The organism is Sphingomonas sp. ACRSK, from assembly GCF_022346685.1.
GTDB lineage: Bacteria > Pseudomonadota > Alphaproteobacteria > Sphingomonadales > Sphingomonadaceae > Sphingomonas > Sphingomonas molluscorum.
Map to the genome: position 1 here is coordinate 18500 of NZ_JAKRNR010000017.1, position 24486 is coordinate 42985.

The following is a 24486-nucleotide window of genomic DNA, read 5'->3' on the forward strand; positions in this document are numbered from 1 at the left end:
CGGATGATATCGGAGTGTTGCTTCGACGTTACGGTTTCGGGAATTGGCGGCCTGACCGTCCGCGTCGCCGAGAGCCCTCGGCTGTCATTTCGGTGTCATCGACGTGCCACGGGACTGTCTTTCGACGTGCCTAGGGAGCCGGCGGCCGCCGCGACGTCTGCGCCGGCCGCTTCCTGGGGGACTATCGCGTGCGAAACGCTCGAACTGCCCGCGCCATGCTGCGCACGGCTCTGCTTGCATCCACTCTGGCGCTTGGCATCGCCGTTCCGGCGGCCGCGCGCGAGGTAACCGGAACCGTCGTAGACGCCAGCGGCACCCGCAGCCTGAGCGGCGCCGAACTCCGCATCGTCGAACTCAACCGCGTCGTCGAGGCGAACCGCGACGGCAGCTTCCGCTTCGTGGACGTGGCGCCGGGCGAATACACCATCGTCGCACGCTACATCGGCGCGGCCGACGAGACCCGTCACGTGACCGTGGTGGACGCCAGCGATCTGGTCGCCGATTTCGCCCTGGCGCCCGCCGGTGCGGCCGCGGACGACGCCGGTAGCATCCTGGTCGTGGGCCTCGCCGCCAACCAGGCCAGCGCCCTGTCGCAGAAGCGCTCCGCCGACGGCGTCGAAAGCGTGCTGTCGCGCGACGCCATCGGCCAGAACCCGGACCAGAACGTGGCAGAGGCGCTGCGCCGCGTCCCCGGCATCTCGGTGCAGGACGATCAGGGCGAGGGCCGCTTCGTGGTCGTCCGCGGCCTTGCGCCCGAGCTCAACAACGTCTCGATCAACGGCGCCCGCATCCCGTCGCCCGAGGCCGAGAACCGCGCGCTGGCGCTCGACACCATCCCCTCGGAACTGGTCGGCTCGATCGAGGTCAAGAAGACGCTCACCCCCGACATGGACGCCGACACCATCGGCGGCTCGATCGAGGTCAAGACCACCAGCGCCTTCGATCGCAAGAAGGACCTGCTGAGCTTCAGCTTCGAAGAGTCCTACAACGACCTGCGTGACCGCGCCTCGCCCAAGGGGGCGGTGGACTTCTCCAAGCGCATCACCCCGGACTTCGGCATCTCCGGCGGCGCATCCTACTATCGTCGCCGCTTTGGAACCGACGGCGTGGAGGCATCCGACTGGACGCGCAGCGATGCCGGCGTCGCCTATCCGGAGGAGGTCGACTACCGCGCCTATGACGTGACGCGCACGCGCATGGCAGGATCCCTCTCGCTCGACTGGCGCCCGGCCCCCAGCACCACCCTCTACGCGCGCGGCATCGTCAGCTCCTTCCGCGACGACGAGTTGCGCAGCCGCCTGCGCTTCACCTTCGGGGGTGAGCCGGTCAGCGGCGACGCGGGGAGCGCCAGCTTCCTTTCCGGCGCAGGCTCGGACAACCGCATCCGCGTCCGCCGCGAGATGAAGGATCGCACCGAGGTCCAGAACGTCTATTCCGGCACCGTCGGCGGCAAGACCGAGGCGGGTCTCTGGACGATCGACTACTCGGGCAGCTATTCCTATTCCGAGGAAAGCGAGCCCAACCGCCAGGACACGATCTTCGATCGCCGCTTCCAGGCAGGTGCCAGCCAGCTCGGCGTGACGCTGTCCGGCCTCGACACGCAGACGCCCGAATATAGCGTCAGCGACCAGCGCCGCTTCACGGACGGAAGCGATCCCATGAGCGCCATCGAGACGACGGATGGCCTCAGCACCGACGACGAATGGGCCGCGCGCCTGGACGTTGCCCGCGACATCCCGCTCGCCTCCGGCACGCTGCAGGTGAAGGCCGGCTTCAAGGGCCGTTTCCGCACCAAGCAGTACGACCTCGACTTCAACAGCTATGACGAACTAACCGACGGCGACTTCCCGACGCTCTCCGGCCTCTCGCGCTCGATCGGCAGCAAGGGGCTGGTCGACATGAACCCCGCCGTCGATCCGCTGGCCGTGCGCGGCTGGTTCCAGGCGAACCGGGATCGCCTGGTCCGGAACGACGACGACAGCATCCTCTCCAGCCTGTCGGCAAGCTATGCCGTCGATGAGGACATCTACGCTGGTTACGGCCAGCTCCGCTACGACAGCGGCGCGCTCCGGGCGGTCGGTGGCGTCCGCATGGAGCACACCGAGAACAAGATGCGCGGCTATGCGATCGATACGGACACGGTGGAAGCCACGCCCGTCACCTTCGACCGCAGCTACACCAACTGGATGCCCAGCCTGAACCTGCGCTTCGAGCCCACCACGAAGCTGGTGCTGCGCGCGGCGGTCACCCGCAGCCTGGTGCGCCCCAACGTCTCCGATCTCGCGCCGCGCTTCTCCTACAATGCCACGGACGGCGAGGGTGAGTTCGGCAACCCCGAGCTCAAGCCCTATCGCTCCTGGAACTTCGACGCATCGGCTGAGTATTATTTCGCCGACAACGCGCTCGCCGAGGTCGCGGTGTTCCACAAGCGGGTGTCGGATTTCATCTTCCAGTCGCGGATCGACGACTACGACTTCGGCGGCGTCGTGATCGACGAGGCGACCGTCCCCTTGAACGGCGACACCGCGAAGGTCTCGGGCGTCGAGCTCAACCTCCAGGCGGCGCTGAACTTCCTGCCGTCGCCGCTCGACGGTCTGCTGGTCGGCGGCAACTATACCTATGTCGATACCAGCGCGACGCTCTACGGTCGCGAGCTGACGCTGCCGGGCAGCTCCAAGCACATCTGGAACGCCTTCGTCGGCTATGACAAGGGTCCGCTCCAGCTGCGGGCCAGCGGCACCTATCGCGGCCGCTACCTCGACGAGGTCACCGCCGATGGCGACGGCGACATCTATGTCGATCATCGCCTGCTGTTCGACGTGGGTGCCAAGCTGCGGGTCGCGCCGGGCGTCCAGCTCACTGCCGACTTCGTCAACATCGGCACCGAGCCGTTCGATCGCTACTATTCGGGCACCGATGCCGGCGGTCGCCGTATCGCCCAGCACGAGGAATATGGCTGGACGGGCAAGTTCGGCTTCAAGATCACGATGTGAGCGGCAGGAAGGTACCCGACATGAACCAGTATCTGGCAGGCGCCGCGCTCGCGATCCTCGCGCTCGCGCAGTCCGCCGTCGCCCAACCCGCGCCGGACGCACCGCCTGCGGGTGCGCTCAAGCTCGATCGCGTCGTGCTGCTGATGCGGCACGGCGTGCGCCCTTCCACCAAGTTCCCGGCGACGCCGGTCGGCACCACCCGCGATCCATGGCCGGCCTGGTCGACGGCCGCGGGCGACCTCACCCCGCACGGCGCAGAGGCGATCCGTCGCCTCGGCGCCTATGACCGCGCGCTGTTCGCGCAGCAGGGCCTGCTCCCCGCGTCCGGCTGCGCTGCCCCGGGCACGGTCGTCGCCTGGGCCAGTTCCGCTTCCCGCGCGATCAAGACCGGCAAGGCGTTCCTGGAGACGCTCCAGCCTGGCTGCGCGGTTCCGCTCGACCATCCGGTCCACGAGGACGACGACGCCGTCTTCCACCCGCTCGACGGCAGCATGGAGATCGACGGGCAAAAGGCACTGGCCTCCGCCCAGGCGCTGCTGCCGCCGGGCGGCATCGCTGGGGAAGTCGCACGCAACGCCGACGCCTTCGCCGTGCTGGAGCGCGTCATCGGCTGCTGCCCGGGCGACGCGTGCGGGGCGACTGCCGCGAAGCACCAGCCGGCCTGCACCGGCCATCGCGAAACCCGGCTACTGGCGGAGCAGGGGGACAAGCCCGATCTCGACGGCGCGCTCGGCTTTGCCTCCACCGCCGGCCAGACCATCCTACTCCAGTATCTGGAGGGGATGCCGATGCGCTCCGTCGGCTGGGGTCGGGCGTCCAAGCGCGACATCCAGACGATGCTGCGTTTCCACCCGGTCAAGTTCCGCTACGAGACCCGCCCGGCCTATGTCGCGGAGCGCGTGGCGGCGCCGATCGCGCGCCGCATCGGCATGGCGCTGAACCAGGGCGATGCACGGGTGACGCTGCTGTTCGGCCATGACAGCAACCTGGCGGCGCTGGGCGGCTTCTACGACCTGCACTGGACGATGGCCGATTATCCGGCGGACGACATCGCGCCGGGCGGGGCGATCGGGTTCGAGCGCTGGAGCGACGCCGCCGGCAACGGCTTCGTCCGTGCGTTCGTCCAGGCGCAGACGATGGATCAAGTCCGCACCCTCGCGCAGCTTGGCAAGCGCAACGCGCCCGACCGTCGCTACATCGCCATTCCGGGCTGTGCCGACGCCGAAACCCCGTGCTCGCTCGCGACCTTCAACCGCATCACCGCCGCCAAGCTCGCGAGCCCGGCGGAGCGCTGATCGAGTGGATCAGCCGGCGACGCGCGCCTGGTTCGGAAGCCAGGCGCGCAGCCGCTCGATCGCTTCCTGCACCAGCGGCGTCGCGACGGCGAAGCTGAAGCGTACGAACTGGTGGCCACGCACCGGATCGAAGTCGACGCCGGGCGCGGTCGCGATGCCGGTATCCGTCAGCATCCGCTTGCAGAAGCCGATGCTGTCGTCCGTCAAGTGCGCGACCGAGGCGTAGATGTAGAAGGCGCCGTCCGGCGGCGCGATCTCGCCGAGGCCGAGTTCCGGCAGCGCGGCCAGCAGCAGTTCGCGGTTGCGGCGATAGGTCTCGACATGCCCCTCCAGTTCGTCGGGCGCGTCGAAGGCGGCGAGCGCGGCATGCTGGCTCAGCGACGGCGGCGTCAGGAACAAATTGCCCATCCGCTTGCGCGCTTCCTCGACCAGGTCGGCCGGCGCGACCATCCAGCCGAGCCGCCATCCGGCCATGCTGAAGTACTTCGAGAAGCTGTTGAGGATGATCGCATCCTCCGCGTGGCGCAGCATCGTGTCCGCCGCCATGCCATAGCTCAGCCCGTGGTAGATCTCGTCGGAGAGGATGCGGATCCCGCGTGCCCGGCACAGCTCGGCGATGCCGGCAAGCTCATCGCTCGGGATGATCGTGCCGGTCGGATTGGCAGGGCTCGCCAGGATCAGCCCCTTGGGTGCCGGGTCGAGCGTCGCCAGCGCCTCACGCGACATCTGGAAGCGCACTTCCTCGCCGCAGTCGATCTCCACCGGCTGCATGTGCAGCGCGCGCAAGGTATTGCGATAGGCGACATAGCCTGGCCGCGCCGTAGCCACCGTGTCGCCCGGCTCGAAGGCGGTGGCGAGCGCCAGCACCAGGGCCGGCGACGCGCCGCAGGTCAGAAGGATGCGTTCCGGCGCGACCTCTACGCCATAGCGCTCGGCATAATGCCGGGCGATCCGCGCCTTCAGCGCCGGGCTTTCCCAATAGCCCATCGCATCGCTGTCGAGCACCTGGTGCGCAGCCGCGATCGCGGTGCTGGGTGCGCCGGTGGAGGGCTGGCCGAACTCCATATGGATGATCGACCGCCCCTCCTGCTTGAGCCGGTGGGCAAGCTGGCTGATGGCGATGGCGTGAAAGGGTTCGACGGTGCTGCGCATCCGCGCCCCATTCCACGACACCGCACTGCGCGCCAGCCCCTCGAGCAACCGAGTACCCCGGCGAAGGGGCCCAGTGGGAACGTCCTCGCAATAGGGCGCCCGCTCTCCACCTCCGTGCGCCTACCTGCGCAGGAGCGCGAGACTAACCGACCTGCGCCTCAACCAGCGCCTTCAGCGCCTCCCCGAACCGCGCGATGCTCGCCTCGCTGAACCCCGCGATGTTGATGCGCCCCGACGCCGCCATGTAGATTGCGTGGTGCTCGCGCAGCCACGCCACCTGGCTGCGCGTGAGGGGCAGGGTGGCGAACATGCCCTTGCCGCCCGCGATCGGCGCCAGGTCGATGCTCCCGATCGTGCCGAGCGCGCTGACACCCTGGCGCAGGGCTACCAGCCGCTCCCGCATCGCATCCAGCTCCCCGCGCCACTCGGCCGCAAGCGCGGCATCCTCCAGCACGATCCGCGCCGCGGCCGCGCCATGGTCGGGCGGCATCGACCAGTTGGCCCGCGCCAGCGCCAGCAGGTTCGAATAGAGGATCGCGCTCGCTTCTGCGTCCGGCGCCACCGTCCACAGCGCGCCCGTGCGCTCACGATAGAGCGCGAAGTTCTTGTCGCACGAATAGGCGAGCAGCCCGTGCCGGCAGCGCGCCAGCACCGCGCGCGCACCCGCCGCGTCGGCGTCCCAGCCGTCGCCCAACCCCTGATAGGCCAGGTCCACGAACGGCACGAGCCCGCGCGCTTCCACCCGCTCGGCAATCTCCGCCCACAGCGCGGCATCGGGATCGATGCCGGTCGGGTTGTGGCAGCAGCCGTGCAGCAGCACCGCGTCGCCGGGCGCAGCCTTGTCGAGCGCCGCAAGCAGCGCCGCCCCGTCCAGCGTCTGGCTGGCTACGTCGAACGCGTCGAACGCCTCCGGCGTCAGCCCCGCCGCGGCAAAGATCGGGGCATGGTTCGGCCAGCTCGGCGTCGCGATCCAGATGCGCGAGACACCCGCACGGGCGAGCAGCTCCGCGCCCAGCCGCAGCGCGCCGGTTCCCCCCGGCGTCTGGATGCCCGCCACCCGCTCGGCCGGCACGGCATCGCCCAGCACCAGCGGCGCCAGCGCGGCGACGAAGCCCGCGTCGCCTTCCGGCCCCAGGTAGGACTTGCTGTCCTGCGTCGCGAGCAGCCGTTCCTCCGCCTTCTTCACCGCGCCCATCACCGGCGTGCCGCCCGCTGCATCGCGGAACACGCCCACGCCCAGGTCCAGCTTGAACGGCCGCGGGTCGTAGCGGTACGCGCCGATCAGCGCCAGCAACGGGTCGGCAGGCAGGAGCGAAAGCTGTTCGAAGGCCATGATCTCTTCCGGATGGAGCAACGCGCCACCACGGTCGCGTCGGATAGGGCGCGACGGTTACCCTCGCAGCAGGGCCCGGCGCAATCGCCTTGCAGCCATCCGCAGCCCCCGGCGTTGGGCAGCCCAGCAGGAGGCACTGGATGATCACCGTTCACCATCTCGAGAATAGCCGATCGCAGCGTGTGCTCTGGCTCCTGGAGGAGCTTGGACTCCCCTATGCCGTGCGCCGCTACGAGCGGGACAAGGCGACGATGCTCGCCCCGCCGGAGTTGCGGCGGGTCCATCCGCTCGGCAAGTCGCCGGTGATCCAGGACGCGGCCGGCGCCGGCGGCAGCCCGGCGGTGATCGCGGAAACGGGTGCGATCGTCGAATATCTGGTCGAAAAGGCGGATGGCCGGCTCGGCGCGCCTGCGCATCGCGAATCCGCGCTGCGCTACCGCCATTTCCTCCACTATGCGGAAGGATCGCTGATGCCGCCCCTGCTGGTGAAGCTGGTGCTCGGCCGCGTGCCGGTGTTCGGCAGGGCGGCGCAGCGCCGCATCCAGCCGATGATCGACGTCCATCTCGATTTCATCGAGGCCGAACTCTCCCGGCGCGACTGGTTCGCGGGCGACGAGTTCACCGCCGCCGACATCATGATGAGCTTTCCGCTGGAGGCGGCGCGCAACCGGGCGGGTCTCGACGAGTCCCGCCCGGCCACGATCGATTGGCTGGAGCGCATCCATGCGCGCCCGGCCTATGGCGCGGCGCTGGCGAAGGGCGGGCCCTACGCCTACGCCTGAGTGGCCTCAGCCGATGTGCCGGAAGCTGTCCGGGGCATCGGCGCGCGGCGTGCCGGAGGGCGCTTGCGGCGGCTCGATCTCCGCCGGCTCCGGCGCATCCAGGCCGCCCTCCCACTTGGCGATCACGGTCGCCGCGATCGCATTGCCGATCACGTTCGTGGCCGTCCGGCCCATGTCCAGGAAGTGATCGACCGCCAGGATCAGCAGCAGGCCGGCTTCCGGGATCTTGAACATCGACAGCGTGGCCGCGATCACCACCAGGCTCGCGCGCGGCACGCCGGCGATGCCCTTGGACGTGACCATCAGCACCAGCAGCATGGTGATCTGCTGCCCCAGCGACAGGTCGATGCCATAGGCCTGCGCGATGAAGATCGACGCGAACGTCATGTACATCATCGAGCCGTCGAGGTTGAACGAATAGCCCAGCGGCAGCACGAAGCTCGCGATGCGCGGCGGAACGCCGAACCGGTCGAGCGCCTCGAGCGTGCGCGGGAAGGCCGCTTCCGAAGAGGCGGTGGAGAAGCCGACCAGGATCGGCTCGCGCAGATACCGGATCAGCTGGCCGATCCGCGGGCCGATCATCAGGAAGGCGATGCCGAACAGCAGCAGCCACAGCGAGGCGAGGCCCGCATAGACGCTGGCCATGAAATAGGCGAGCTGCCCGATCACGCTCGGGCCCTGCTCGGCGAGCGTTCCGGCGACCGCTGCGAACACCGCGATCGGTGCGAATCGCATCACATAGTCGGTGATCTGCAGCATCACCGACACCAGCGCCTCGAGCGCGCGGGTGAGGGGGGCTGCCTTCTCGCCCACCGCCGTCATCGCGACGCCCACGAACACAGAGAAGACGACGATCTGGAGGATCTCGTTGGTCGCCATCGCCTCGACCATCGAGGCCGGCACGATGTGGCTGATGAAGTCCTTGAGGTTGAACGACGCCTTCGCCAGCCCGGCGGAAGCATCTGCCGGCGGCATCGGCAGCCCCAGGCCGACACCCGGCTGCAAGAGGTTCACCAGGATCAGGCCGACCGTCAGCGACAACAGGCTCGCCCCCACGAACCATGCGAACGCACGCAGGCCGACCCGCCCGAGTGCACTGGTGTCGCCCATGTGCGTGATGCCCACCACCAGCGTCGAAAACACCAGCGGCGCGATGATCATCTTGATCAGCCGCAGGAACAATGCGGTCACGATCGAGAAATAGCCGGCGATGTCCTTCAACTGCGCGGTGCCGGCGCCGCCCGCATCATCCAGGGACGCGTTCAGCACCCAGCCGACGACCAGGCCCGCGACCAGACCGAAGAGAATATAGGCGGTAAGCCGCTTGGCCATTCAGAAAAACCCCCGGGGAAGAAGGCCGGCAACCAAGGGGAATGCGCCGCCCGGGTCAAGCCGATTGTCCGCGGCGCGGTGGCGCTCCCGCCCTTTTTTCACAGCCTCAGGAACCCTTGGCAAAAGAACGCAACAGGCGCCTGTGCGGATCGCTTGGCAAGGTCGCGGCTTGCTTCTAATCAGCGCCCATGATTTCGACCAACGATGTTCGCCGCTCGTTCCTCGACTATTTCGAGAAGGAGGGGCATGCGCGCGTGCCGTCTGCGCCGCTGGTGCCGCAGAACGATCCCACGCTGATGTTCGTGAACGCCGGCATGGTCCCGTTCAAGAACGTCTTCACCGGGCTGGAGACGCGCCCCTACAGCACCGCGACCTCGTCGCAGAAGTGCGTGCGTGCAGGCGGCAAGCACAACGACCTCGACAACGTCGGCTACACCGCGCGCCACCACACCTTCTTCGAAATGCTCGGCAACTTCTCGTTCGGCGACTATTTCAAGGATCGCGCGATCGAGCTCGCCTGGAACCTGATCACCCGCGAATGGGGGATCGCCAAGGACCGGCTGCTCGTCACCGTCTACCACACTGACGACCAGGCGGCCGAGCTCTGGAAGAAGATCGCCGGCCTTTCCGACGATCGCATTATTCGCATCGCCACCAAGGACAATTTCTGGGCGATGGGCGACGACGGCCCCTGCGGCCCGTGCTCGGAAATCTTCTTCGACCATGGCGATCACATCGCCGGCGGCCCGCCGGGATCGCCGGACGAGGACGGCGATCGCTTCGTCGAGATCTGGAACCTCGTCTTCATGCAGTATCTGCAGGCGGGGAACGAGATCATCGGCGAGCTGCCGCGCCCGTCGATCGACACCGGCATGGGCCTGGAGCGCGTCGCCGCCGTCCTGCAGGGCGTCCATGACAACTACGACACGGACACCTTCCGCGCGCTGATCGACGAATCGGGTGCGCTCACCGGTGCGGCCACCGATGGTCCGATGCAGGCGAGCCATCGCATCATCGCCGACCATCTGCGCGCCTCGGGCTTCCTGGTCGCCGACGGCGTCCTGCCGGCAAACGAAGGTCGTGGCTATGTGCTCCGCCGCATCATGCGCCGCGCGATGCGCCACGCGCACCTGCTAGGCGCCAAGCAGCCGCTGATGCACCGCATGGTGCCTTCGCTGGTGGCCGAGATGGGCGCCGCCTATCCGGACCTGGTGCGCGCGCAGCCGCTGATCGAGGCGACGCTGCTCCAGGAGGAGACCCGTTTCCGCCAGACGCTCGACAAGGGCCTGCGCCTGCTCGAGGAAGCGACCGCCGGTATGGCCAAGGGCGATACGCTCGCGGGCGAAACCGCGTTCAAGCTCTACGACACCTTCGGTTTCCCCTACGACCTGACCGAGGACGCGCTGCGCAGCCAGGGTCTGGGGGTCGATCGCGCCGGCTTCGAAACCGCAATGGCCGAGCAGAAGCGCGCCGCCCGTGCCGCGTGGAAGGGATCGGGCGCCAAGGCCTCGGACGAAGTCTGGTTCGACATCGTCGAGGAAAGCGGCGCCACCGAATTCACCGGCTATGCGGTCGCCGAAGGCCAGGGCGAAGTGATCGCGCTGGTCCGCGACGGCGCCCGTGTCGACCGGGCCGAGGCAGGCGAGGAAGTATTCGTCGTCACCAACCAGACGCCCTTCTATGCGGAAAGCGGCGGCCAGGTCGGCGACAGCGGCACGATCGACACCGACAAGGGCCTGTCGGCCACCGTGCTCGACACGTCCAAGCAGCTCGGCAAGCTCCACGTCCACCGCACGCGCATCGACGCCGGCACGCTGGCGGTCGGCGACAGCGTGCACCTGGCGATCGACACCGCACGTCGTGGCCAGATCCGCGCCAACCACTCCGCCACCCATCTGCTGCACGAGGCGCTGCGCGAGCAGCTCGGCACCCACGTCGCACAGAAGGGCAGCCTGGTGGCGCCCGAGCGGCTCCGCTTCGACTTCTCGCAGCCGACCCCGATCTCGCCCGCCGACATCGCCGAGGTCGAGGCGCAGGTGAACGCACAGGTGCGCGGCAACGGCACCGTCACCACGCGTCTGATGACCCCGGACGACGCCATCGCGATGGGCGCGATGGCGCTGTTCGGCGAAAAGTACGGCGACGAGGTACGCGTCGTCTCGATGGGCGAGGATGCCGAGGGCACCTATTCGATCGAGCTGTGCGGCGGCACGCACGTCAACGCGCTCGGCGAGATCGGCGTGTTCAAGATCGTCGGCGAAGGTGCTGTGTCGAGCGGCGTCCGCCGCATCGAGGCGCTGACGGGCGAGGCCGCACGCCAGTGGCTCGCCGGCCGCGACGAAAAGCTGCGCGAAGCCGCTGCCCTGCTCAAGGCTACCCCGGACGAGGTGCCCGGTCGCGTCGCGACGCTGGTCGAGGAACGCCGTCGCCTCGAGCGCGAGCTTGCCGAGGCCAAGAAAGCGCTGGCCCTTGGCGGCGGGGCCGGTGCGGCACCGGCGGGTCCGGAGACGGTCGGCGGCGTCGCCTTCGTCGGCCAGGTGCTCGACGGCCTTGAGGCAAAGGCGCTGCGCGGCGCGGTGGACGAGGCCAAGCAGCGCATCGGCTCCGGCGTCGTCGCGCTGGTCGCCGTCAACGAAGGCCGCGCCTCGGTCGCAGTTGGGGTCACCGCCGATCTGGTCGGCACCCACAGCGCCGTCGATCTGGTCAAGGCCGCGGTCGCGGCACTCGGCGGCCAGGGCGGCGGCGGCCGTCCCGACATGGCCCAGGGCGGCGGCCCCGACGGCGACAAGGGCGCCGAAGCCCTCGCTGCCGTCCGCGCAGTGCTGGAGCCGGTCGCGGCCTGAACGGGCAGGGGAGCGGGCCACTGCCCCGCTCCTCCGTCGCTGCCCTGCGCCTTCGGCGCGGCCCCCTCCGAGTGGCTGCGCGCGAGGTGCCTCAGTCTCTGGGGGTGCAAGACGCCTCGCTGCTGCCGAGGGCGAAGCCGTACCCCGGCGAAGGCCGGGGCCCAGGGTCCCACGCGCTGTCGCTTCGGGATCGTGCGCCGAGGGCCAGTAGCGAGACAGTGAGAAGAGTGGCCGCTAACCTTCTGTAAGCGCGCAAGAACTTTGTAATAAGACGTAGCGCTTGCCTTGGGCTCCGGCGGTCGCCCTGGCTACGATGCCTCCACCGCGAGCGCCTGCACCAATCGACCCCGAACCTACCCCGCAACCTCGCTCCGCCGCGTGCGCCGCAAGCGGGGCTCGCGCTCCAGCCCGGCACCTTCGCGGATCTCGCGGCGCAGTTCGTCGCGCTTCTCGTGGATGGAGGCGATCACGGGTCCCATCGCCACGCCCATTTCGACCAGCACCGCCTCCGATAGCTGAAGCGAGCTCTCCAAAGTTTCCGGCACGGCTTCGGTAACCCCCGCCGCATAGAGTTCGGCCGCATGCGCCGCATCGCGCGCGCGCGCGACGATGGTGAGGTTCGGAACCCACCCGCGCACCCGCCGTGCGATCCGCACCGTCAGCACCGGCTCGTCCATCGTCAGGATCAGCGCCGTTGCGCGTCCCAGGTTCAGGCGATCGACGAGCTCCGGCCGCACCACGTCGCCGAAGATCACGGGGTAACCGTGCCGACGCGCCGCCGCCACCGTGTCGATGTTCGATTCGACCGCGATGAACGGCTTGTCGTGCGCACGCAGCATATCCGCGACCATGCGCCCAACCCGGCCGAAGCCGATGATGACCGCACCCGGCCCCTCCGCGCTCGGCTGCGGTTCCTCGACCCCGCTCCCCAGGTCGATCTTGCGCGCCGCGCGTTTGCCGATCATCGCGAGCAGCGGCGTGATCGTGAGGCCGATCGCCGTCACCGTCTGCCAAAAGGCGGCGGTCGAGGGCTGGATCAGATGCGCCTGTGCCGCCGTCGCCAGCACGATCAGCGTCGTCTCGGACGGACTCGCCATCAGCAGGCTGGTCTCGGCGGCGACGCCGCGGCGCAGGCGCGCGACCCGCAGCATCGCGCCCGTGATCAGCGCCTTCACCAGCACCACGCCGCCGACCGCCGCTGCCAGCGACAGCCAGTTCTCGGCGATCGAGCGCAGGTCCAGGCTCATGCCGACCGTGATCAGGAATACGCCCAGCGCCAGTCCCTTGAAGGGCGCGGTGATCACCTCGACCTCGGTGTGATACTCGGTCTCGGCGATCAACAGGCCGGCGAGCAGTGCGCCGACGATCGGCGACAGGCCGGCGACGGTCGTCACCATGCTGGCCACGATCACCACCAGCAGGCTCGCCGACAGGAACAGCTCCGGGCTCTTGGTCCGCGCCGCCTGGGCGAACAGCCGCGGCAGGATCAGCCGGCCGCCGACGAACAGCGCCACGATCGCGACCGTTCCCCAGATCAGCGTGTTGGCGAGGCCGCCCCAGCCGGCATCCTGCGCGTTGGGTGCCAGGGCGCCGAGCGCGAAGATGATCGGCACCAGCGCCAGGTCCTCGAACAACAGCATCGAAAAGGCGGTGCGCCCGACGAGGCTGGTCGTGCCCGCCATCGGCAGCACCAGCGCGGTCGACGACAGCGCCAGCGCCAGCCCGAGCCCCATCGCGCCCGGAAGCCCCTGGCCGAGCAGGAACAGCGCGCCGGCGATCGCAGCCCCCGACACCAGCAGCTCCGACGCGCCCAGGCCGAACACTTGGCTGCGCATCGCCCATAGGCGCCGGAACGATAGCTCCAGCCCGATCGAGAACAGCAGCAGCACGATGCCGAATTCGGCAAAGGGGTCGATCGAGTGCCTGTCCGTGATGGTGACGTGGAACAGCCACGGAAGCCGATCCACCAGCGCGCCCAGTCCTGCGGGGCCAACCAGCACGCCCACCAGGATGAAGCCGATCACCGGGTTGACGCGGAAGCGGGCGAACGCCGGGATCACGAGCCCTGCGGCCCCCAGGATGACGAGGGAGTCGCTGAACGGCGTCGAATCGATCGGGAGTGGCATGCCGCCTTTGTTGCGGATGGCGACCCGTCTGCCAACGCCGCGGAGCGCGGCGCACGCCGTTTACCGCATCCTCAACAAAAAGGGGCCGGCGGATCGCTCCGCCGGCCCCTCGTTGTTACGCGCTTCGGCGAAGATCAGGCGCCGATCGCGCCCATCTTGTTCTCCAGGTTCACGCGGACCTGCTCGAAGAACTGCTCGGTCGTCATCCAGGGCTGGTCCGGGCCGATCAGGATCGCGAGATCCTTGGTCATGTGGCCGTTCTCCACGGTCTCGATGCAGACGCGCTCCAGCGTCTCGGCGAACTGGGTCACCTCCGGCGTGCCGTCGAACTTGCCGCGATACTTGAGGCCGCCGGTCCACGCGAAGATCGACGCGATCGGGTTGGTCGAGGTCGCCTTGCCCTGCTCGTGCTGGCGATAGTGGCGGGTGACGGTGCCGTGCGCCGCTTCCGCCTCGATCGTCTTGCCGTCCGGCGTCATCAGCACCGAGGTCATCAGGCCCAGCGAGCCGAAGCCCTGCGCCACCTGGTCCGACTGCACGTCGCCGTCATAGTTCTTGCAGGCCCACACGAACTCGCCGTTCCACTTCAGCGCGGAGGCGACCATGTCGTCGATCAGGCGGTGCTGGTAGATGATGCCGGCAGCCTGGAACTGGTCGGCGAACTCGGCCGCGAACACCTCTTCGAAGATGTCCTTGAAGCGGCCGTCATAGGCCTTGAGGATGGTGTTCTTGGTCGACAGGTACAGCGGCCAGCCGCGGCCCAGGCTGTAGTTCATGCTGGCACGGGCGAAGTCGCGGATCGACTCGTCCAGGTTGTACATGCCCATCGCGACGCCCGCTGCCGGGAAGTCGAACACCTCGTGCTCGATCACCTGGCCGTCGACGCCCTCGAACTTCATGGTCAGCTTGCCGGCACCCGGCACCTTGAAGTCGGTCGCCTTGTACTGGTCGCCGAACGCATGGCGGCCGACGACGATGGGGTGGGTCCAGCCCGGGATCAGCCGCGGCACGTTCTGGATCACGATGGGCTCGCGGAAGATCACGCCGCCCAGGATGTTGCGGATCGTGCCGTTGGGCGAACGCCACATCTTCTTGAGGCCGAATTCCTCGACGCGCGCCTCGTCCGGGGTGATCGTCGCGCACTTCACGCCGACGCCGTACTTCTGGATCGCCTTGGCCGAATCGATCGTGATCTGGTCGTCGGTCTCGTCGCGCTTCTGGATGCCCAGGTCGTAATATTCGAGGTCGATGTCGAGGTACGGGAGGATCAGCCGCTCGCGGATCCATGCCCAGATGATGCGGGTCATCTCGTCGCCGTCGATCTCCACGACGGGCGTCTTCACCTTGATCTTGGCCATGATCTCGCTTTCCGTGTTGGCTGGATGGGTTGCCGTGCGTCCTAGGAGCAACCCGGGCGGCGATCAACCGGGGAGCCGGCCGGGGGAGGGCGCGTCGACCAAGCGCGCGTGTTGTCAGGCGAACGGGGCGCGGGTACACCCACGTACATGGCATCTTTGGAAAAACCGCCGATCGTGACGACGACGGTGAAATGGCGCTGGCCCTCGGTTCACCCCGAGGGGCGCAAATATGTAGCGATCTCTGCCCTCGTCGCGGCGATCTTCCTCTTCTTCGTCTGGGACGAGCTCGGCTTCGTGCTGGTCGGCTTCACCATCTGGGTGGCCGCCTTCTTCCGCGATCCCATCCGGGTGACGCCCCAGGGCGCCGACCTGATCGTGGCGCCGGCCGACGGCCTGGTGACGATGATCGAGCGTGTGCCGCTGCCGCCCGAGCTGCGCGGCCCCAACGGTCTGGGCGAAGAGCCGCTGGTCCGCGTCTCGATCTTCATGAGCGTGTTCGACGTCCACATCAATCGCTCGCCGATCGCGGGCACCGTTCGCCAGGTCGTCTACATCTCGGGCAAGTTCCTGAACGCCGACCTCAACAAGGCGAGCGACGAGAACGAGCGCCAGCACATCGTGGTCGAGGACATGTACGGCCGCCGCATCGGCTTCACCCAGATCGCGGGCCTCGTCGCCCGCCGCATCGTCGGCTTCGTGAAGCCCGGCGACATCATCGCCGCCGGCCAGCGCGTCGGCCTGATCCGCTTCGGCAGCCGCGTCGACGTGTTCCTGCCCGACGGCATCGAGCCGCAGGTGATCCTCGGCCAGCGCAGCATCGCAGGGGAAACCATCCTCGGCCGCCCGGCAGTGCCGGCACCCGCCGGCGTCGCGCAGTAAGGCGGCCGCAATGCGTCGTCCTCGTCCCACGCGCGGCATTCCGCTGCGCGCTGTCGCCCCCAACGCGGTCACCGCGCTGGCCCTCTGCTCCGGCCTCACCGGCATTCGCTTTGCGATCGCGGGCGATTGGGAGCGTGCGATCATCATGATCCTGGTCGCGGGCGTGCTGGACGGGATCGACGGCCGCATCGCGCGCCTGGTTCACGGGCAGAGCCGCTTCGGGGCCGAGCTCGATTCGCTCTCCGACGCGATTTCCTTCGGCGTCTCGCCCGCGCTGATCCTCTATCTCTGGTCGCTGGTGGCGGCGCCCCGGATCGGTTGGATCTGCGCGCTCGTCTATGCCGTCTTCTGTGCGCTCCGGCTCGCCCGGTTCAACGCCCAGATCGACGTGGTGGAGCAGCCGCACAAGTCCGCCGGCTTCCTCACCGGCATTCCCGCACCCGCGGGTGCGGGCCTTGCCATGCTGCCCATCTACATCTGGCTCTGGTCGGGGGAGGCGGTGTTCCGCTCCCCCTGGATCGTCGCCCCCTGGGTGGCGTTCATCGCCTTCCTGATGGTCTCCAGTCTCGCGACCTACAGCTGGTCGTCGCTGAAGCTTCGGCGCAACATCCGGTTCGAGGCGATCGTGGTGGTGGTGATCGTCGCGGCAGCGCTGGTTTCGGCGCCCTGGCAGACGCTGACCGTGGTCTGCGTCGGCTACCTCGCCACGCTGCCCTTCAGCATCCGCTCCTACCGTCGGGTCAAGCGGCTGCGCGAAGGGTCCGCGCCGTCGCCCGCTGCCGGATAAGGTTGCGGCGCGACGACAGCCGCACCGCCGGCAGGCGCTCCATCGGAACCTCGGGGCCATGGCGCAGCAGGCGGGCGATCCGTTGCCACTGCGGTGCCACAGTTGCAACGATGGTCGAGATTGCCACCGCAAGGGTGAGGGCGAAGAGCAGTGAAGCAAACAGACTGGCCATGAAAACCTCCGAACGCTTGCCGGAACACGGTAACGCTTCTTTAAGACATAAGAGGCGTTCGCCGCTTTGGTTCCGAAATCCTGTTGTGAACATGGTATGTTCCACATTCGTTCCACCTGTCAACGCTTGATCTGAAGCGGCGGCTGGGCTAAGCGCGCCGCCTCAACCCCGCATGGGAAGCGCACATACCGGTGTTCCGGGCCTTGAAGGTCCTCGAATTCCTGCTTCCCAGAGGCTCAACCGGAAGGAGTTATCCCTATGGCGGCACCTGTCGTCTCCATGCAGCAGCTGCTCGAATCGGGCGCGCACTTCGGTCACCAGACCCACCGCTGGAACCCGAAGATGAAGCCGTATATTTTCGGCGACCGTAACGGTGTTCACATCCTCGACCTGTCGCAGACCGTGCCGCTCTTCGCGCGCGCTCTCGAGTTCGTGTCGTCGACCGTCGCCGCCGGCGGCAAGGTGCTGTTCGTCGGCACCAAGCGCCAGGCGCAGGAGCCGATCGCCGACGCCGCGCGCAAGTCGGGCCAGCACTTCGTCAACCACCGCTGGCTGGGCGGCATGCTCACCAACTGGAAGACGATCAGCAACTCGATCAAGCGCCTCAAGACGCTCGAGGAGCAGCTGTCGGGCGACACGCACGGCCTCACCAAGAAGGAAGTGCTGCAGCTCACCCGTGAGCGCGACAAGCTCGAGCTGTCGCTGGGCGGTATCCGCGACCTGGGCGGCATTCCCGACATCATGTTCGTGATCGACGCCAACAAGGAAGAGCTGGCGATCAAGGAAGCCAACAAGCTCGGCATCCCGGTCGTCGCGATCCTCGACTCGAACGTCTCGCCGGAAGGCATCGCCTTCCCGGTGCCGGCGAACGACGACGCGAGCCGCGCCATCCGCCTGTACTGCGAAGCCGTGGCGATCGCCGCGACCCGTGGTGGCCAGCAGCAGATGCAGCAGGCCGATTTCGACGTTGGCGCGATGGACGAGCCGCCGGTCGAGGAGGCGCTGGGCGCCGACCAGACCGTTGCTGCCGAGGGCGAGCAGCAGATCAACGCCTGATCGGCGCGGATCGAATGATTTCGGGCGGGGTGGGGCAGGTGCCTCGCCCCGCCCGTAGCTTTAGCTGAGATACAAGGAACCAGGACATGGCAGAGATCACCGCCGCCGCCGTCAAGGAACTGCGCGAGCGTTCGGGCGCGGGCATGATGGATTGCAAGAAGGCGCTGGCCGAGAGCGGCGGCGACATGGAAGCGGCCGTCGACTGGCTGCGTACCAAGGGCCTGGCTGCCGCCGCCAAGAAGTCCAGCCGCACCGCGGCAGAGGGCCTGGTCGGCGTAGCGGTTGCCGGCACCATCGGTGCTGCGGTCGAGGTTAACTCCGAAACCGACTTCGTCGCGAAGAACGAGCAGTTCCAGAACTTCGTTCGTGAAGTGACCCAGGTCGCGCTGTCGGTTGGCGACGACGTCGAGGCGATCAAGGCTGCGGCGATGCCGTCGGGCACCACCGTGGGCGACGTGCTCACCCACAACATCGCCACGATCGGCGAGAACCAGTCGCTCCGCCGCGCAAAGCGCCTCGAAGTGACCAGCGGCGCGATCGTCCCGTACGTGCACAACGCGACCTCGGCCGGCCTCGGCAAGATCGGCGTGCTCGTCGCGCTCGAATCGACCGCTTCGGACGAAGTGCTGCAGAAGCTCGGCAAGGACCTGGCGATGCACATCGCCGCGGCCTTCCCGCTGGCGCTGTCGGTCGACGATCTCGACCCGGAAGTCGTCGAGCGCGAAGCTGCGGTTCTGCGTGAGAAGAACGCCGAGAAGATCGTCGGCAAGAGCGCCGAAGTGGCCGAGAAGATCCTCAACGGCCCGATCGAGAAGTTCAAGAAGGAGAACGCGCTCCTGACCCAGGCATTCGTCATGGACGGCAAGACGCCGGTTCAGGACGTGATCGCCAAGGCGGGCAAGGACGCCGGCGCCTCGATCGTGCTGAAGGACTACGTCCGCTTCCAGCTCGGCGAGGGCATCGAGAAGGAAGAGAGCGACTTCGCGGCAGAGGTTGCGGCAACCGCCGGCCTTACCAAGTAAGCATCGCTTTTCTCGCGATTTCTTCTGGCGGGCGCGGCTACCTTCGGGTGGTCGCGCCCGTCCTCGTATTCACGGGATCTGCACGGCATCTGCGCTTGGCATCGCAGCCGCCGCCGCCTAAGGTCCGCGCCATTCCCGAACCCCGTACGTACAAGGTGTCATGACCCTGCCTCGCTTCGATCGCATCCTTTTGAAACTCTCGGGCGAGGTCCTGATGGGGCCGGGTCAGTTCGGCATCGATCCCGCCACCTGCGATCGCGTCGCGCGGGAAGTGAAGGCCGCTCGGGACGAGGGGCATGAACTCTGCCTCGTCGTCGGCGGCGGCAACATCTTCCGCGGCCTCGCCGGTGCTGCTCAGGGCTTCGACCGCGCCAGCGCCGATTACATGGGCATGCTCGCGACCGTGATGAACGCGCTTGCCATGCAGAACGCGCTGGAGCGGATCGGTGTCGAGACGCGCGTCCAGTCGGCGATCCCGATGGCATCGGTGTGCGAGCCGTACATCCGCCGTCGCGCCGTCCGCCATATGGAGAAGGGGCGGGTCGTGATCTTCGCCGCAGGCACCGGCAGCCCGTTCTTCACGACGGATACGACCGCCGCGCTCCGCGCCGCCGAAATGAACTGCAGTGCGCTGTTCAAGGGCACCAGCGTCGACGGCGTCTACGATGCCGATCCGAAGAAGGTGCCGACTGCCAAGCGCTACGACACGCTGAGCTTCGGGCGGGTGCTCGCGGACGACCTCAAGGTGATGGACGCGAGCGCCGTCGCCCTGTGCCGCGACAACGACATTCCCATCGTCGTGTTCAACATTCGCGACGAGGGCAATCTGGCAGCCGTGCTGCGCGGTCAGGGCACCGCCACCGTCGTCCAGAACCAGACCAACGCTTAAAAGAACAGGAGCCTGATTCATGGCCGCATATAGCAAGGCCGACCTCGAACGCCGCATGGCCGGCGCGGTCGAGGCGCTGAAGGGCGATCTGGGCGGTCTCCGGACCGGCCGCGCCTCCGTCTCGCTGCTCGATCCGGTGACGGTCGAGGTCTATGGCGCGCACATGCCGCTCAACCAGGTCGCGACCGTGTCTGCGCCGGAGCCGCGCATGCTCTCCGTCCAGGTGTGGGACAAGTCGAACGTCGGGCCTGCCGACAAGGCGATTCGCTCCGCCGGCCTTGGCCTCAATCCGATCGTGGACGGCCAGACGCTGCGCCTGCCGATCCCCGACCTGACGGAAGAGCGTCGCAAGGAACTTGCGAAGCTCGCCGGCCAATATGCTGAAAAGGCACGGATTGCGGTCCGCAATGTTCGTCGCGACGGCATGGACAGCCTGAAGGCCGACGAGAAGAAAGGCCTGATGTCCGAGGACGAGCGCAAGCGCCACGAGACCGAGGTGCAGAAGCTCACCGACGCGACCATCGTCGATCTCGACGCGGCCGCCGCGGCCAAGGAAAAGGAAATCCTGGGCAAGTGAGGTCGCTTGCGGCTTCGGTTCCGGCGTCGGGTGGGGCGGGTGCTGTGGTGCCACGCCACGTCGCGATCATCATGGACGGGAACGGCCGCTGGGCGAAGGCCCGGCGGCTGCCGCGGATCGCCGGGCACCGCCAGGGGGCGGAGGCGGTGCGCCGTGTCGCCCGCGCCGCCCGCGAACTGGGGATCGAGGCGCTCACCCTCTACGCCTTCTCGTCCGAGAACTGGCGCCGGCCGGAGGAAGAGGTCAGCGACCTCATGGGCCTGCTGCGCCATTTCCTGCGCAGCGAGATCGACGAGCTCGCCCGCGAGAACGTCCGCCTGCACGTCATCGGCGACTGGCGCCGCCTCTCGCCCGATCTCGTCCGGCTGATCGAGGACGCGATCGCGCGCACGGCCCGCAACACCGGCTGCCAGCTGGCGATCGCGCTCAACTATGGCGCGCAGGCGGAGATCGCCGCCGCCGCCCGTCAGCTCGCCGCCCGCGTGCGCGATGGCGAAATGGCGGTCGAGGCGATCGACGAGGCCGCGATCGAGGATGCGCTCACCACCCGCGATCTTCCGCCGCTCGACCTCCTGATCCGCACGTCGGGCGAGGTGCGGCTCTCGAACTTCCTGCTGTGGCAGGCGGCCTATGCCGAACTGCTGTTCGTCGACACGCTCTGGCCCGACTTCGGCGCCGATGCGCTTGCGGACGCGGTCGCCCAGTTCGGCCGCCGTCACCGCCGCTTCGGTGGCCTGTGAGCGATCCCTCGGCGCCCGCGCGGCGTTCTGATCTCGGCGTCCGCGCGGTCGCGGGCGTCGCCATGATCGGCGTCGCCGGCCTCGCGCTCTACGCGGGCGGCTTCCTCTTCTGGCTGCTGGTGGCCGTCGCGGCGCTGTTCATGATGGCGGAGTGGGCAGACCTCCACCGCGCCGCCTATGCGGACAAGCGCCTTGCGCAGTTCGCGCTGTTCGTGCCCGTCGCGATCATGGCCCCGCTCGCCGCCGGACCCGGCTTTCTCGCGCTCGGCCTGATTGCAGGCGCCGCCTTCTTCACGGTTATCATCACGCGCCGCCCAGGTCTCGCTCACGGCATCGTCTATGTGGGGCTTCCGGTCCTGGCGCTGCTGCTGTTGCGCAACCAGGAACACGGCGTGCTGCTCAGCCTCTGGGCGATGGCGCTGGTCTGGGCCTGCGACATCGGTGCCTATTTCGCCGGCCGCTCGATCGGCGGCCCGAAGCTCGCGCCCACCATCAGCCCCAACAAGACCTGGGCCGGCCTTATCGGCGGCGTGCTCGCGGCGAGCGTCTTCGGCGCGGCGCTCCAGCCGCTCGGGCTCCCGCTCCACCTGGTGCTCGCGACGCCGCTCCTCGCGGTGCTGGCGCAGATGGGCGACCTGTACGAGAGCCAGCTCAAGCGTCGCGCGGGCGTCAAGGACTCGGGCAACATCCTCCCTGGCCACGGCGGCGTGCTGGACCGGCTCGACGGCCTCGTGCCCGTCGCCCCCGCCGCCGCGCTGATGGTCGAGCTTGCGAAGATCACATGGTGAAGCGCGTTTCCATCCTGGGTGCGACGGGGTCGATCGGCACCTCGACGCTGGACCTGATCGTCCGCGCGCCCGACCAGTTCGAAGTGCTGGCCCTCACCGCCAACCGCGACGTGAAGAAGCTGGCCGAGGCCGCGATCCGCACCCGCGCCCGCCGCGCCGTGGTCGCCGATCCAGAATGCCTCGACGCGCTGCGCGACGCCCTCGCCGGCAGCGACACCGAGGCTGCGGCGGGACCGGATGCGGTCGCCGAGGCAGCCTCGATGGGCGCCGACTGGACCATGGCGGCGATCGTCGGCACCGCCGGCCTTCGCCCCGTCATGGCCGCGCTCCAGACCGGGGCGACCGTCGCGCTCGCCAACAAGGAGGCGCTGGTCTCCGCCGGTGCCGTGGCGACCGCGGCCGCCCGCGCCCATGGCGCGACGCTGCTGCCGGTCGATTCCGAGCACAATGCCGTCTTCCAGTGCTTCGACTTCGCGGCACCCGAGCGGGTGCGCCGCATCGTGCTCACCGCCAGCGGCGGTCCGTTCCGCGAGACCAGCCTGGAGGCGATGCGCGCGATCACCCCGGCCCAGGCCGTCGCCCATCCCAACTGGTCGATGGGCGCCAAGATCTCGGTCGATTCCGCCACCATGATGAACAAGGGGCTGGAACTGATCGAGGCGTTCCACCTCTTCCCGGTTTCCGCCGAGCAGCTCGACGTCATCGTCCACCGCCAGTCGGTGGTGCATTCGATGGTGGAGTATGTCGACGGCTCCGTGCTCGCGCAGATGGGCACGCCCGACATGCGCACCCCGATCGCGCATACGCTCGCCTGGCCCGATCGCATGGCGACGCCCTGCGCCCCGCTCGATCTCGCCGCGATCGGCCGCCTCGATTTCGAGCCTGCCGACCCGGTCCGTTTCCCTGCGCTCTCGCTCGCGCGCGCGGCGCTAGAGGCCGGCGGCGCCCGCCCGGCGATCCTGAACGCCGCCAACGAAGTCGCGGTCGCGGCATTCCTCGCCGGAGCCATCGGGTTCCTCGAAATTGCCGCAATCGTGGCCGATACCCTGGAGCGCTATGATCCGGAGGCCCCGGCCACGCTCGACGCGGTGCTCGCCGTCGACGGGGAGGCCCGAAGGCTGGCGGGAGAGCGTGTGAAGGACTGCGTCGCTTGATCGAAGGCCCGGGCTTCCTGCTGAGCGTGCTCGCCTTTCTGCTGGCGCTCGGCCCGCTCGTATTCGTCCATGAACTCGGCCACTATCTCGCCGGCCGGCGGTTCGGGGTGAAGGTGGAGGCGTTCTCGGTCGGCTTCGGGCGTGAGATCGGAGGCTTCACCGACCGGCACGGCACCCGCTGGAAGTTCGGATGGCTCCCGCTCGGCGGCTATGTCCGCTTTGCCGGCGACATGAACCCGGCCAGCCAGCCGTCCGCGGAATGGCTCTCGCTGCCGGCCGCCGAGCGCAGCGGCACGTTTCAGGCCAAGCCCTTGTGGCAGCGCGCGATCATCGTCGCGGCAGGCCCGGTCATCAACTTCCTGGTCGCGATCCTGATCCTGGCGGGCTTCGCGCTCGCCTATGGCGAGAGCCGCACCCCGCCGACGATCGGCCTCGTCGGGCCGAACAGCGCTGCCGCCGCCGCCGGTCTCCGGCCGGGCGATCGCATCCTCGCGATGGGCGGGCGCGGCGTCGACACCTTCGACGACGTCGCGCGCTACACCCGCATCCGCCCCGGCGAGGCGAGCACCATCCAGCTGGTTCGCGACGGCCAGGTGCAGACGATTCCGGTTACGCTTGGCACCACGACGGAGCAGGACCGCTTCGGCAACGTCTTCCGGCTTGGGCAGCTCGGCATCGGCCCGGCCGGCCGCGTGATCGAGCCCGTAGGCGTGCTGGAGGCGCCGGTGGTGGCCGTCCGCCAGACCGGCCAGATGGTCGGCATGATGGTCGACACGCTGTGGCAGATCGTCAGCGGGCGCCGGCCGGTGTCGGAGCTCGGCGGCCCCATCAGCATCGCGCGCGCTTCCGGCGAGCAGCTGGTGCTCGGGCCCCAGGCGTTCGTGTTCCTGGTGGCGCTGATCTCGATTAACTTGGGGTTCATCAACCTCTTGCCAGTTCCCATGCTGGATGGCGGCCATCTTCTCTTCTACGCCATCGAGGCGGTTCGCCGCCGGCCCACCGATCCGCGGGTCGTGGAATGGGCTTTCCGTGGCGGCGTGATGGCGATCCTGGCATTGATGGTTCTGGTGACGGCGAACGATCTTGGTTCGCTCGGTCTTTGGCGGGGTTTGTCCGGCTTGATCGGGTGAGCGGGTTAGGGCAGGGCGGACGCGATCCGCATGCCGTGTGTGTTGTACGGCTTACCGACTGGGGTGGGATGTGACGAA

At 68.4% G+C, this 24486-nt stretch carries 20 protein-coding genes; 14 read left to right on the forward strand and 6 right to left on the reverse strand.

All coding sequences use genetic code 11. The annotated features are described in order from the left end of the window. The first annotated feature begins 215 nt into the window (after nt 1-215). Nucleotides 216-2993 carry a TonB-dependent receptor gene (locus tag MHZ35_RS10600; RefSeq protein WP_239435567.1) on the forward strand — a complete coding sequence of 926 codons (2778 nt, stop codon included), beginning with the start codon at nt 216-218 and terminating at the stop codon, nt 2991-2993. 20 nt (nt 2994-3013) lie between these two features. Next, nucleotides 3014-4288, forward strand: coding sequence for a histidine-type phosphatase (locus MHZ35_RS10605; protein WP_239435568.1), 1275 nt, complete (start codon nt 3014-3016; stop codon nt 4286-4288). 9 nt (nt 4289-4297) lie between these two features. Here MHZ35_RS10605 and MHZ35_RS10610 read toward each other — a convergent pair whose 3' ends face one another. Continuing rightward, complete coding sequence (locus MHZ35_RS10610) at nt 4298-5440, reverse strand: aminotransferase class I/II-fold pyridoxal phosphate-dependent enzyme (RefSeq protein WP_239435569.1); 1143 nt, start codon at nt 5438-5440, stop codon at nt 4298-4300. 142 nt (nt 5441-5582) lie between these two features. Further along, on the reverse strand, nt 5583-6773 hold the full coding sequence (locus MHZ35_RS10615) for an amino acid aminotransferase (RefSeq protein WP_239435570.1): 1191 nt from the start codon (nt 6771-6773) through the stop codon (nt 5583-5585). Nucleotides 6774-6913: 140 nt separating this feature from the next. Here MHZ35_RS10615 and MHZ35_RS10620 point away from each other — a divergent pair, with 140 nt between their 5' ends. After that, the gene (locus MHZ35_RS10620; protein ID WP_239435571.1) at nt 6914-7555 is read left to right on the forward strand and encodes a glutathione S-transferase family protein; all 642 of its coding nucleotides are present in this window, start codon (nt 6914-6916) and stop codon (nt 7553-7555) included. Between the two features lie 6 nt (nt 7556-7561). On the opposite strand, the gene MHZ35_RS10625 is transcribed toward MHZ35_RS10620, so the two are convergent. Further along, complete coding sequence (locus MHZ35_RS10625) at nt 7562-8887, reverse strand: dicarboxylate/amino acid:cation symporter (RefSeq protein ID WP_239435572.1); 1326 nt, start codon at nt 8885-8887, stop codon at nt 7562-7564. Nucleotides 8888-9075: 188 nt separating this feature from the next. On the opposite strand from MHZ35_RS10625, the gene alaS reads away from it, so the two are divergent. Then, on the forward strand, nt 9076-11730 hold the full coding sequence (gene alaS, locus MHZ35_RS10630) for an alanine--tRNA ligase (protein WP_239435573.1): 2655 nt from the start codon (nt 9076-9078) through the stop codon (nt 11728-11730). A 353-nt stretch (nt 11731-12083) separates the two neighbouring features. On the opposite strand, the gene MHZ35_RS10635 is transcribed toward alaS, so the two are convergent. Further along, nucleotides 12084-13856, reverse strand: a complete 1773-nt coding sequence (locus MHZ35_RS10635; protein ID WP_239435574.1) for a cation:proton antiporter domain-containing protein — start codon at nt 13854-13856, stop codon at nt 12084-12086. 134 nt (nt 13857-13990) lie between these two features. Next, complete coding sequence (locus MHZ35_RS10640) at nt 13991-15214, reverse strand: NADP-dependent isocitrate dehydrogenase (RefSeq protein WP_239435575.1); 1224 nt, start codon at nt 15212-15214, stop codon at nt 13991-13993. 147 nt (nt 15215-15361) lie between these two features. On the opposite strand from MHZ35_RS10640, the gene MHZ35_RS10645 reads away from it, so the two are divergent. Further along, nucleotides 15362-16093 (forward strand): phosphatidylserine decarboxylase, encoded by a 732-nt coding sequence (locus MHZ35_RS10645; protein ID WP_129341106.1) that lies wholly within the window; start codon nt 15362-15364, stop codon nt 16091-16093. A 10-nt stretch (nt 16094-16103) separates the two neighbouring features. Beyond that, a complete protein-coding gene (locus tag MHZ35_RS10650) occupies nt 16104-16880 on the forward strand; it encodes a CDP-alcohol phosphatidyltransferase family protein (protein WP_132883760.1) in 777 nt (258 codons plus the stop codon). Here the strand turns inward: MHZ35_RS10650 and MHZ35_RS10655 are convergent. Beyond that, on the reverse strand, nt 16834-17157 hold the full coding sequence (locus MHZ35_RS10655) for a hypothetical protein (protein ID WP_239435576.1): 324 nt from the start codon (nt 17155-17157) through the stop codon (nt 16834-16836). The two genes, MHZ35_RS10650 and MHZ35_RS10655, sit on opposite strands and share 47 nt — an antisense overlap. Nucleotides 17158-17310: 153 nt before the next feature. On the opposite strand from MHZ35_RS10655, the gene rpsB reads away from it, so the two are divergent. From rpsB to MHZ35_RS10695, 8 genes are all read left to right on the forward strand, one after another. Further along, nucleotides 17311-18108 carry a 30S ribosomal protein S2 gene (gene rpsB / locus MHZ35_RS10660; protein ID WP_129341105.1) on the forward strand — a complete coding sequence of 266 codons (798 nt, stop codon included), beginning with the start codon at nt 17311-17313 and terminating at the stop codon, nt 18106-18108. Nucleotides 18109-18194: 86 nt separating this feature from the next. After that, nucleotides 18195-19130 (forward strand): translation elongation factor Ts, encoded by a 936-nt coding sequence (gene tsf, locus MHZ35_RS10665; RefSeq protein WP_239435577.1) that lies wholly within the window; start codon nt 18195-18197, stop codon nt 19128-19130. Nucleotides 19131-19290: 160 nt separating this feature from the next. Continuing rightward, nucleotides 19291-20019 (forward strand): UMP kinase, encoded by a 729-nt coding sequence (gene pyrH / locus MHZ35_RS10670; RefSeq protein ID WP_132883764.1) that lies wholly within the window; start codon nt 19291-19293, stop codon nt 20017-20019. Between the two features lie 19 nt (nt 20020-20038). After that, the gene (gene frr / locus MHZ35_RS10675; protein ID WP_239435578.1) at nt 20039-20596 is read left to right on the forward strand and encodes a ribosome recycling factor; all 558 of its coding nucleotides are present in this window, start codon (nt 20039-20041) and stop codon (nt 20594-20596) included. 44 nt (nt 20597-20640) lie between these two features. After that, nucleotides 20641-21336 carry an isoprenyl transferase gene (locus tag MHZ35_RS10680; RefSeq protein ID WP_342453520.1) on the forward strand — a complete coding sequence of 232 codons (696 nt, stop codon included), beginning with the start codon at nt 20641-20643 and terminating at the stop codon, nt 21334-21336. After that, complete coding sequence (locus MHZ35_RS10685; RefSeq protein WP_239435579.1) at nt 21333-22124, forward strand: phosphatidate cytidylyltransferase; 792 nt, start codon at nt 21333-21335, stop codon at nt 22122-22124. The genes MHZ35_RS10680 and MHZ35_RS10685 overlap by 4 nt, the downstream gene beginning before the upstream one ends. Then, nucleotides 22118-23278, forward strand: coding sequence for a 1-deoxy-D-xylulose-5-phosphate reductoisomerase (locus MHZ35_RS10690; protein WP_239435580.1), 1161 nt, complete (start codon nt 22118-22120; stop codon nt 23276-23278). Before MHZ35_RS10685 ends, MHZ35_RS10690 begins: the two co-directional genes overlap by 7 nt. Next, the gene (locus MHZ35_RS10695) at nt 23275-24408 is read left to right on the forward strand and encodes a M50 family metallopeptidase (RefSeq protein ID WP_239435581.1); all 1134 of its coding nucleotides are present in this window, start codon (nt 23275-23277) and stop codon (nt 24406-24408) included. The genes MHZ35_RS10690 and MHZ35_RS10695 overlap by 4 nt, the downstream gene beginning before the upstream one ends. Nucleotides 24409-24486: the final 78 nt, after the last annotated feature.

Coding starts and splice junctions, on each gene's coding strand:
- MHZ35_RS10600 (WP_239435567.1), top strand. CDS start 216: ATGCTGCGCACGGCTCTGCTTGCATCCACTCTGGCGCTTGGCATCGCC.
- MHZ35_RS10605 (WP_239435568.1), top strand. CDS start 3,014: ATGAACCAGTATCTGGCAGGCGCCGCGCTCGCGATCCTCGCGCTCGCG.
- MHZ35_RS10610 (WP_239435569.1), bottom strand. CDS start 5,440: ATGCGCAGCACCGTCGAACCCTTTCACGCCATCGCCATCAGCCAGCTT.
- MHZ35_RS10615 (WP_239435570.1), bottom strand. CDS start 6,773: ATGGCCTTCGAACAGCTTTCGCTCCTGCCTGCCGACCCGTTGCTGGCG.
- MHZ35_RS10620 (WP_239435571.1), top strand. CDS start 6,914: ATGATCACCGTTCACCATCTCGAGAATAGCCGATCGCAGCGTGTGCTC.
- MHZ35_RS10625 (WP_239435572.1), bottom strand. CDS start 8,887: ATGGCCAAGCGGCTTACCGCCTATATTCTCTTCGGTCTGGTCGCGGGC.
- alaS (WP_239435573.1), top strand. CDS start 9,076: ATGATTTCGACCAACGATGTTCGCCGCTCGTTCCTCGACTATTTCGAG.
- MHZ35_RS10635 (WP_239435574.1), bottom strand. CDS start 13,856: ATGCCACTCCCGATCGATTCGACGCCGTTCAGCGACTCCCTCGTCATC.
- MHZ35_RS10640 (WP_239435575.1), bottom strand. CDS start 15,214: ATGGCCAAGATCAAGGTGAAGACGCCCGTCGTGGAGATCGACGGCGAC.
- MHZ35_RS10645 (WP_129341106.1), top strand. CDS start 15,362: ATGGCATCTTTGGAAAAACCGCCGATCGTGACGACGACGGTGAAATGG.
- MHZ35_RS10650 (WP_132883760.1), top strand. CDS start 16,104: ATGCGTCGTCCTCGTCCCACGCGCGGCATTCCGCTGCGCGCTGTCGCC.
- rpsB (WP_129341105.1), top strand. CDS start 17,311: ATGGCGGCACCTGTCGTCTCCATGCAGCAGCTGCTCGAATCGGGCGCG.
- tsf (WP_239435577.1), top strand. CDS start 18,195: ATGGCAGAGATCACCGCCGCCGCCGTCAAGGAACTGCGCGAGCGTTCG.
- pyrH (WP_132883764.1), top strand. CDS start 19,291: ATGACCCTGCCTCGCTTCGATCGCATCCTTTTGAAACTCTCGGGCGAG.
- frr (WP_239435578.1), top strand. CDS start 20,039: ATGGCCGCATATAGCAAGGCCGACCTCGAACGCCGCATGGCCGGCGCG.
- MHZ35_RS10690 (WP_239435580.1), top strand. CDS start 22,118: ATGGTGAAGCGCGTTTCCATCCTGGGTGCGACGGGGTCGATCGGCACC.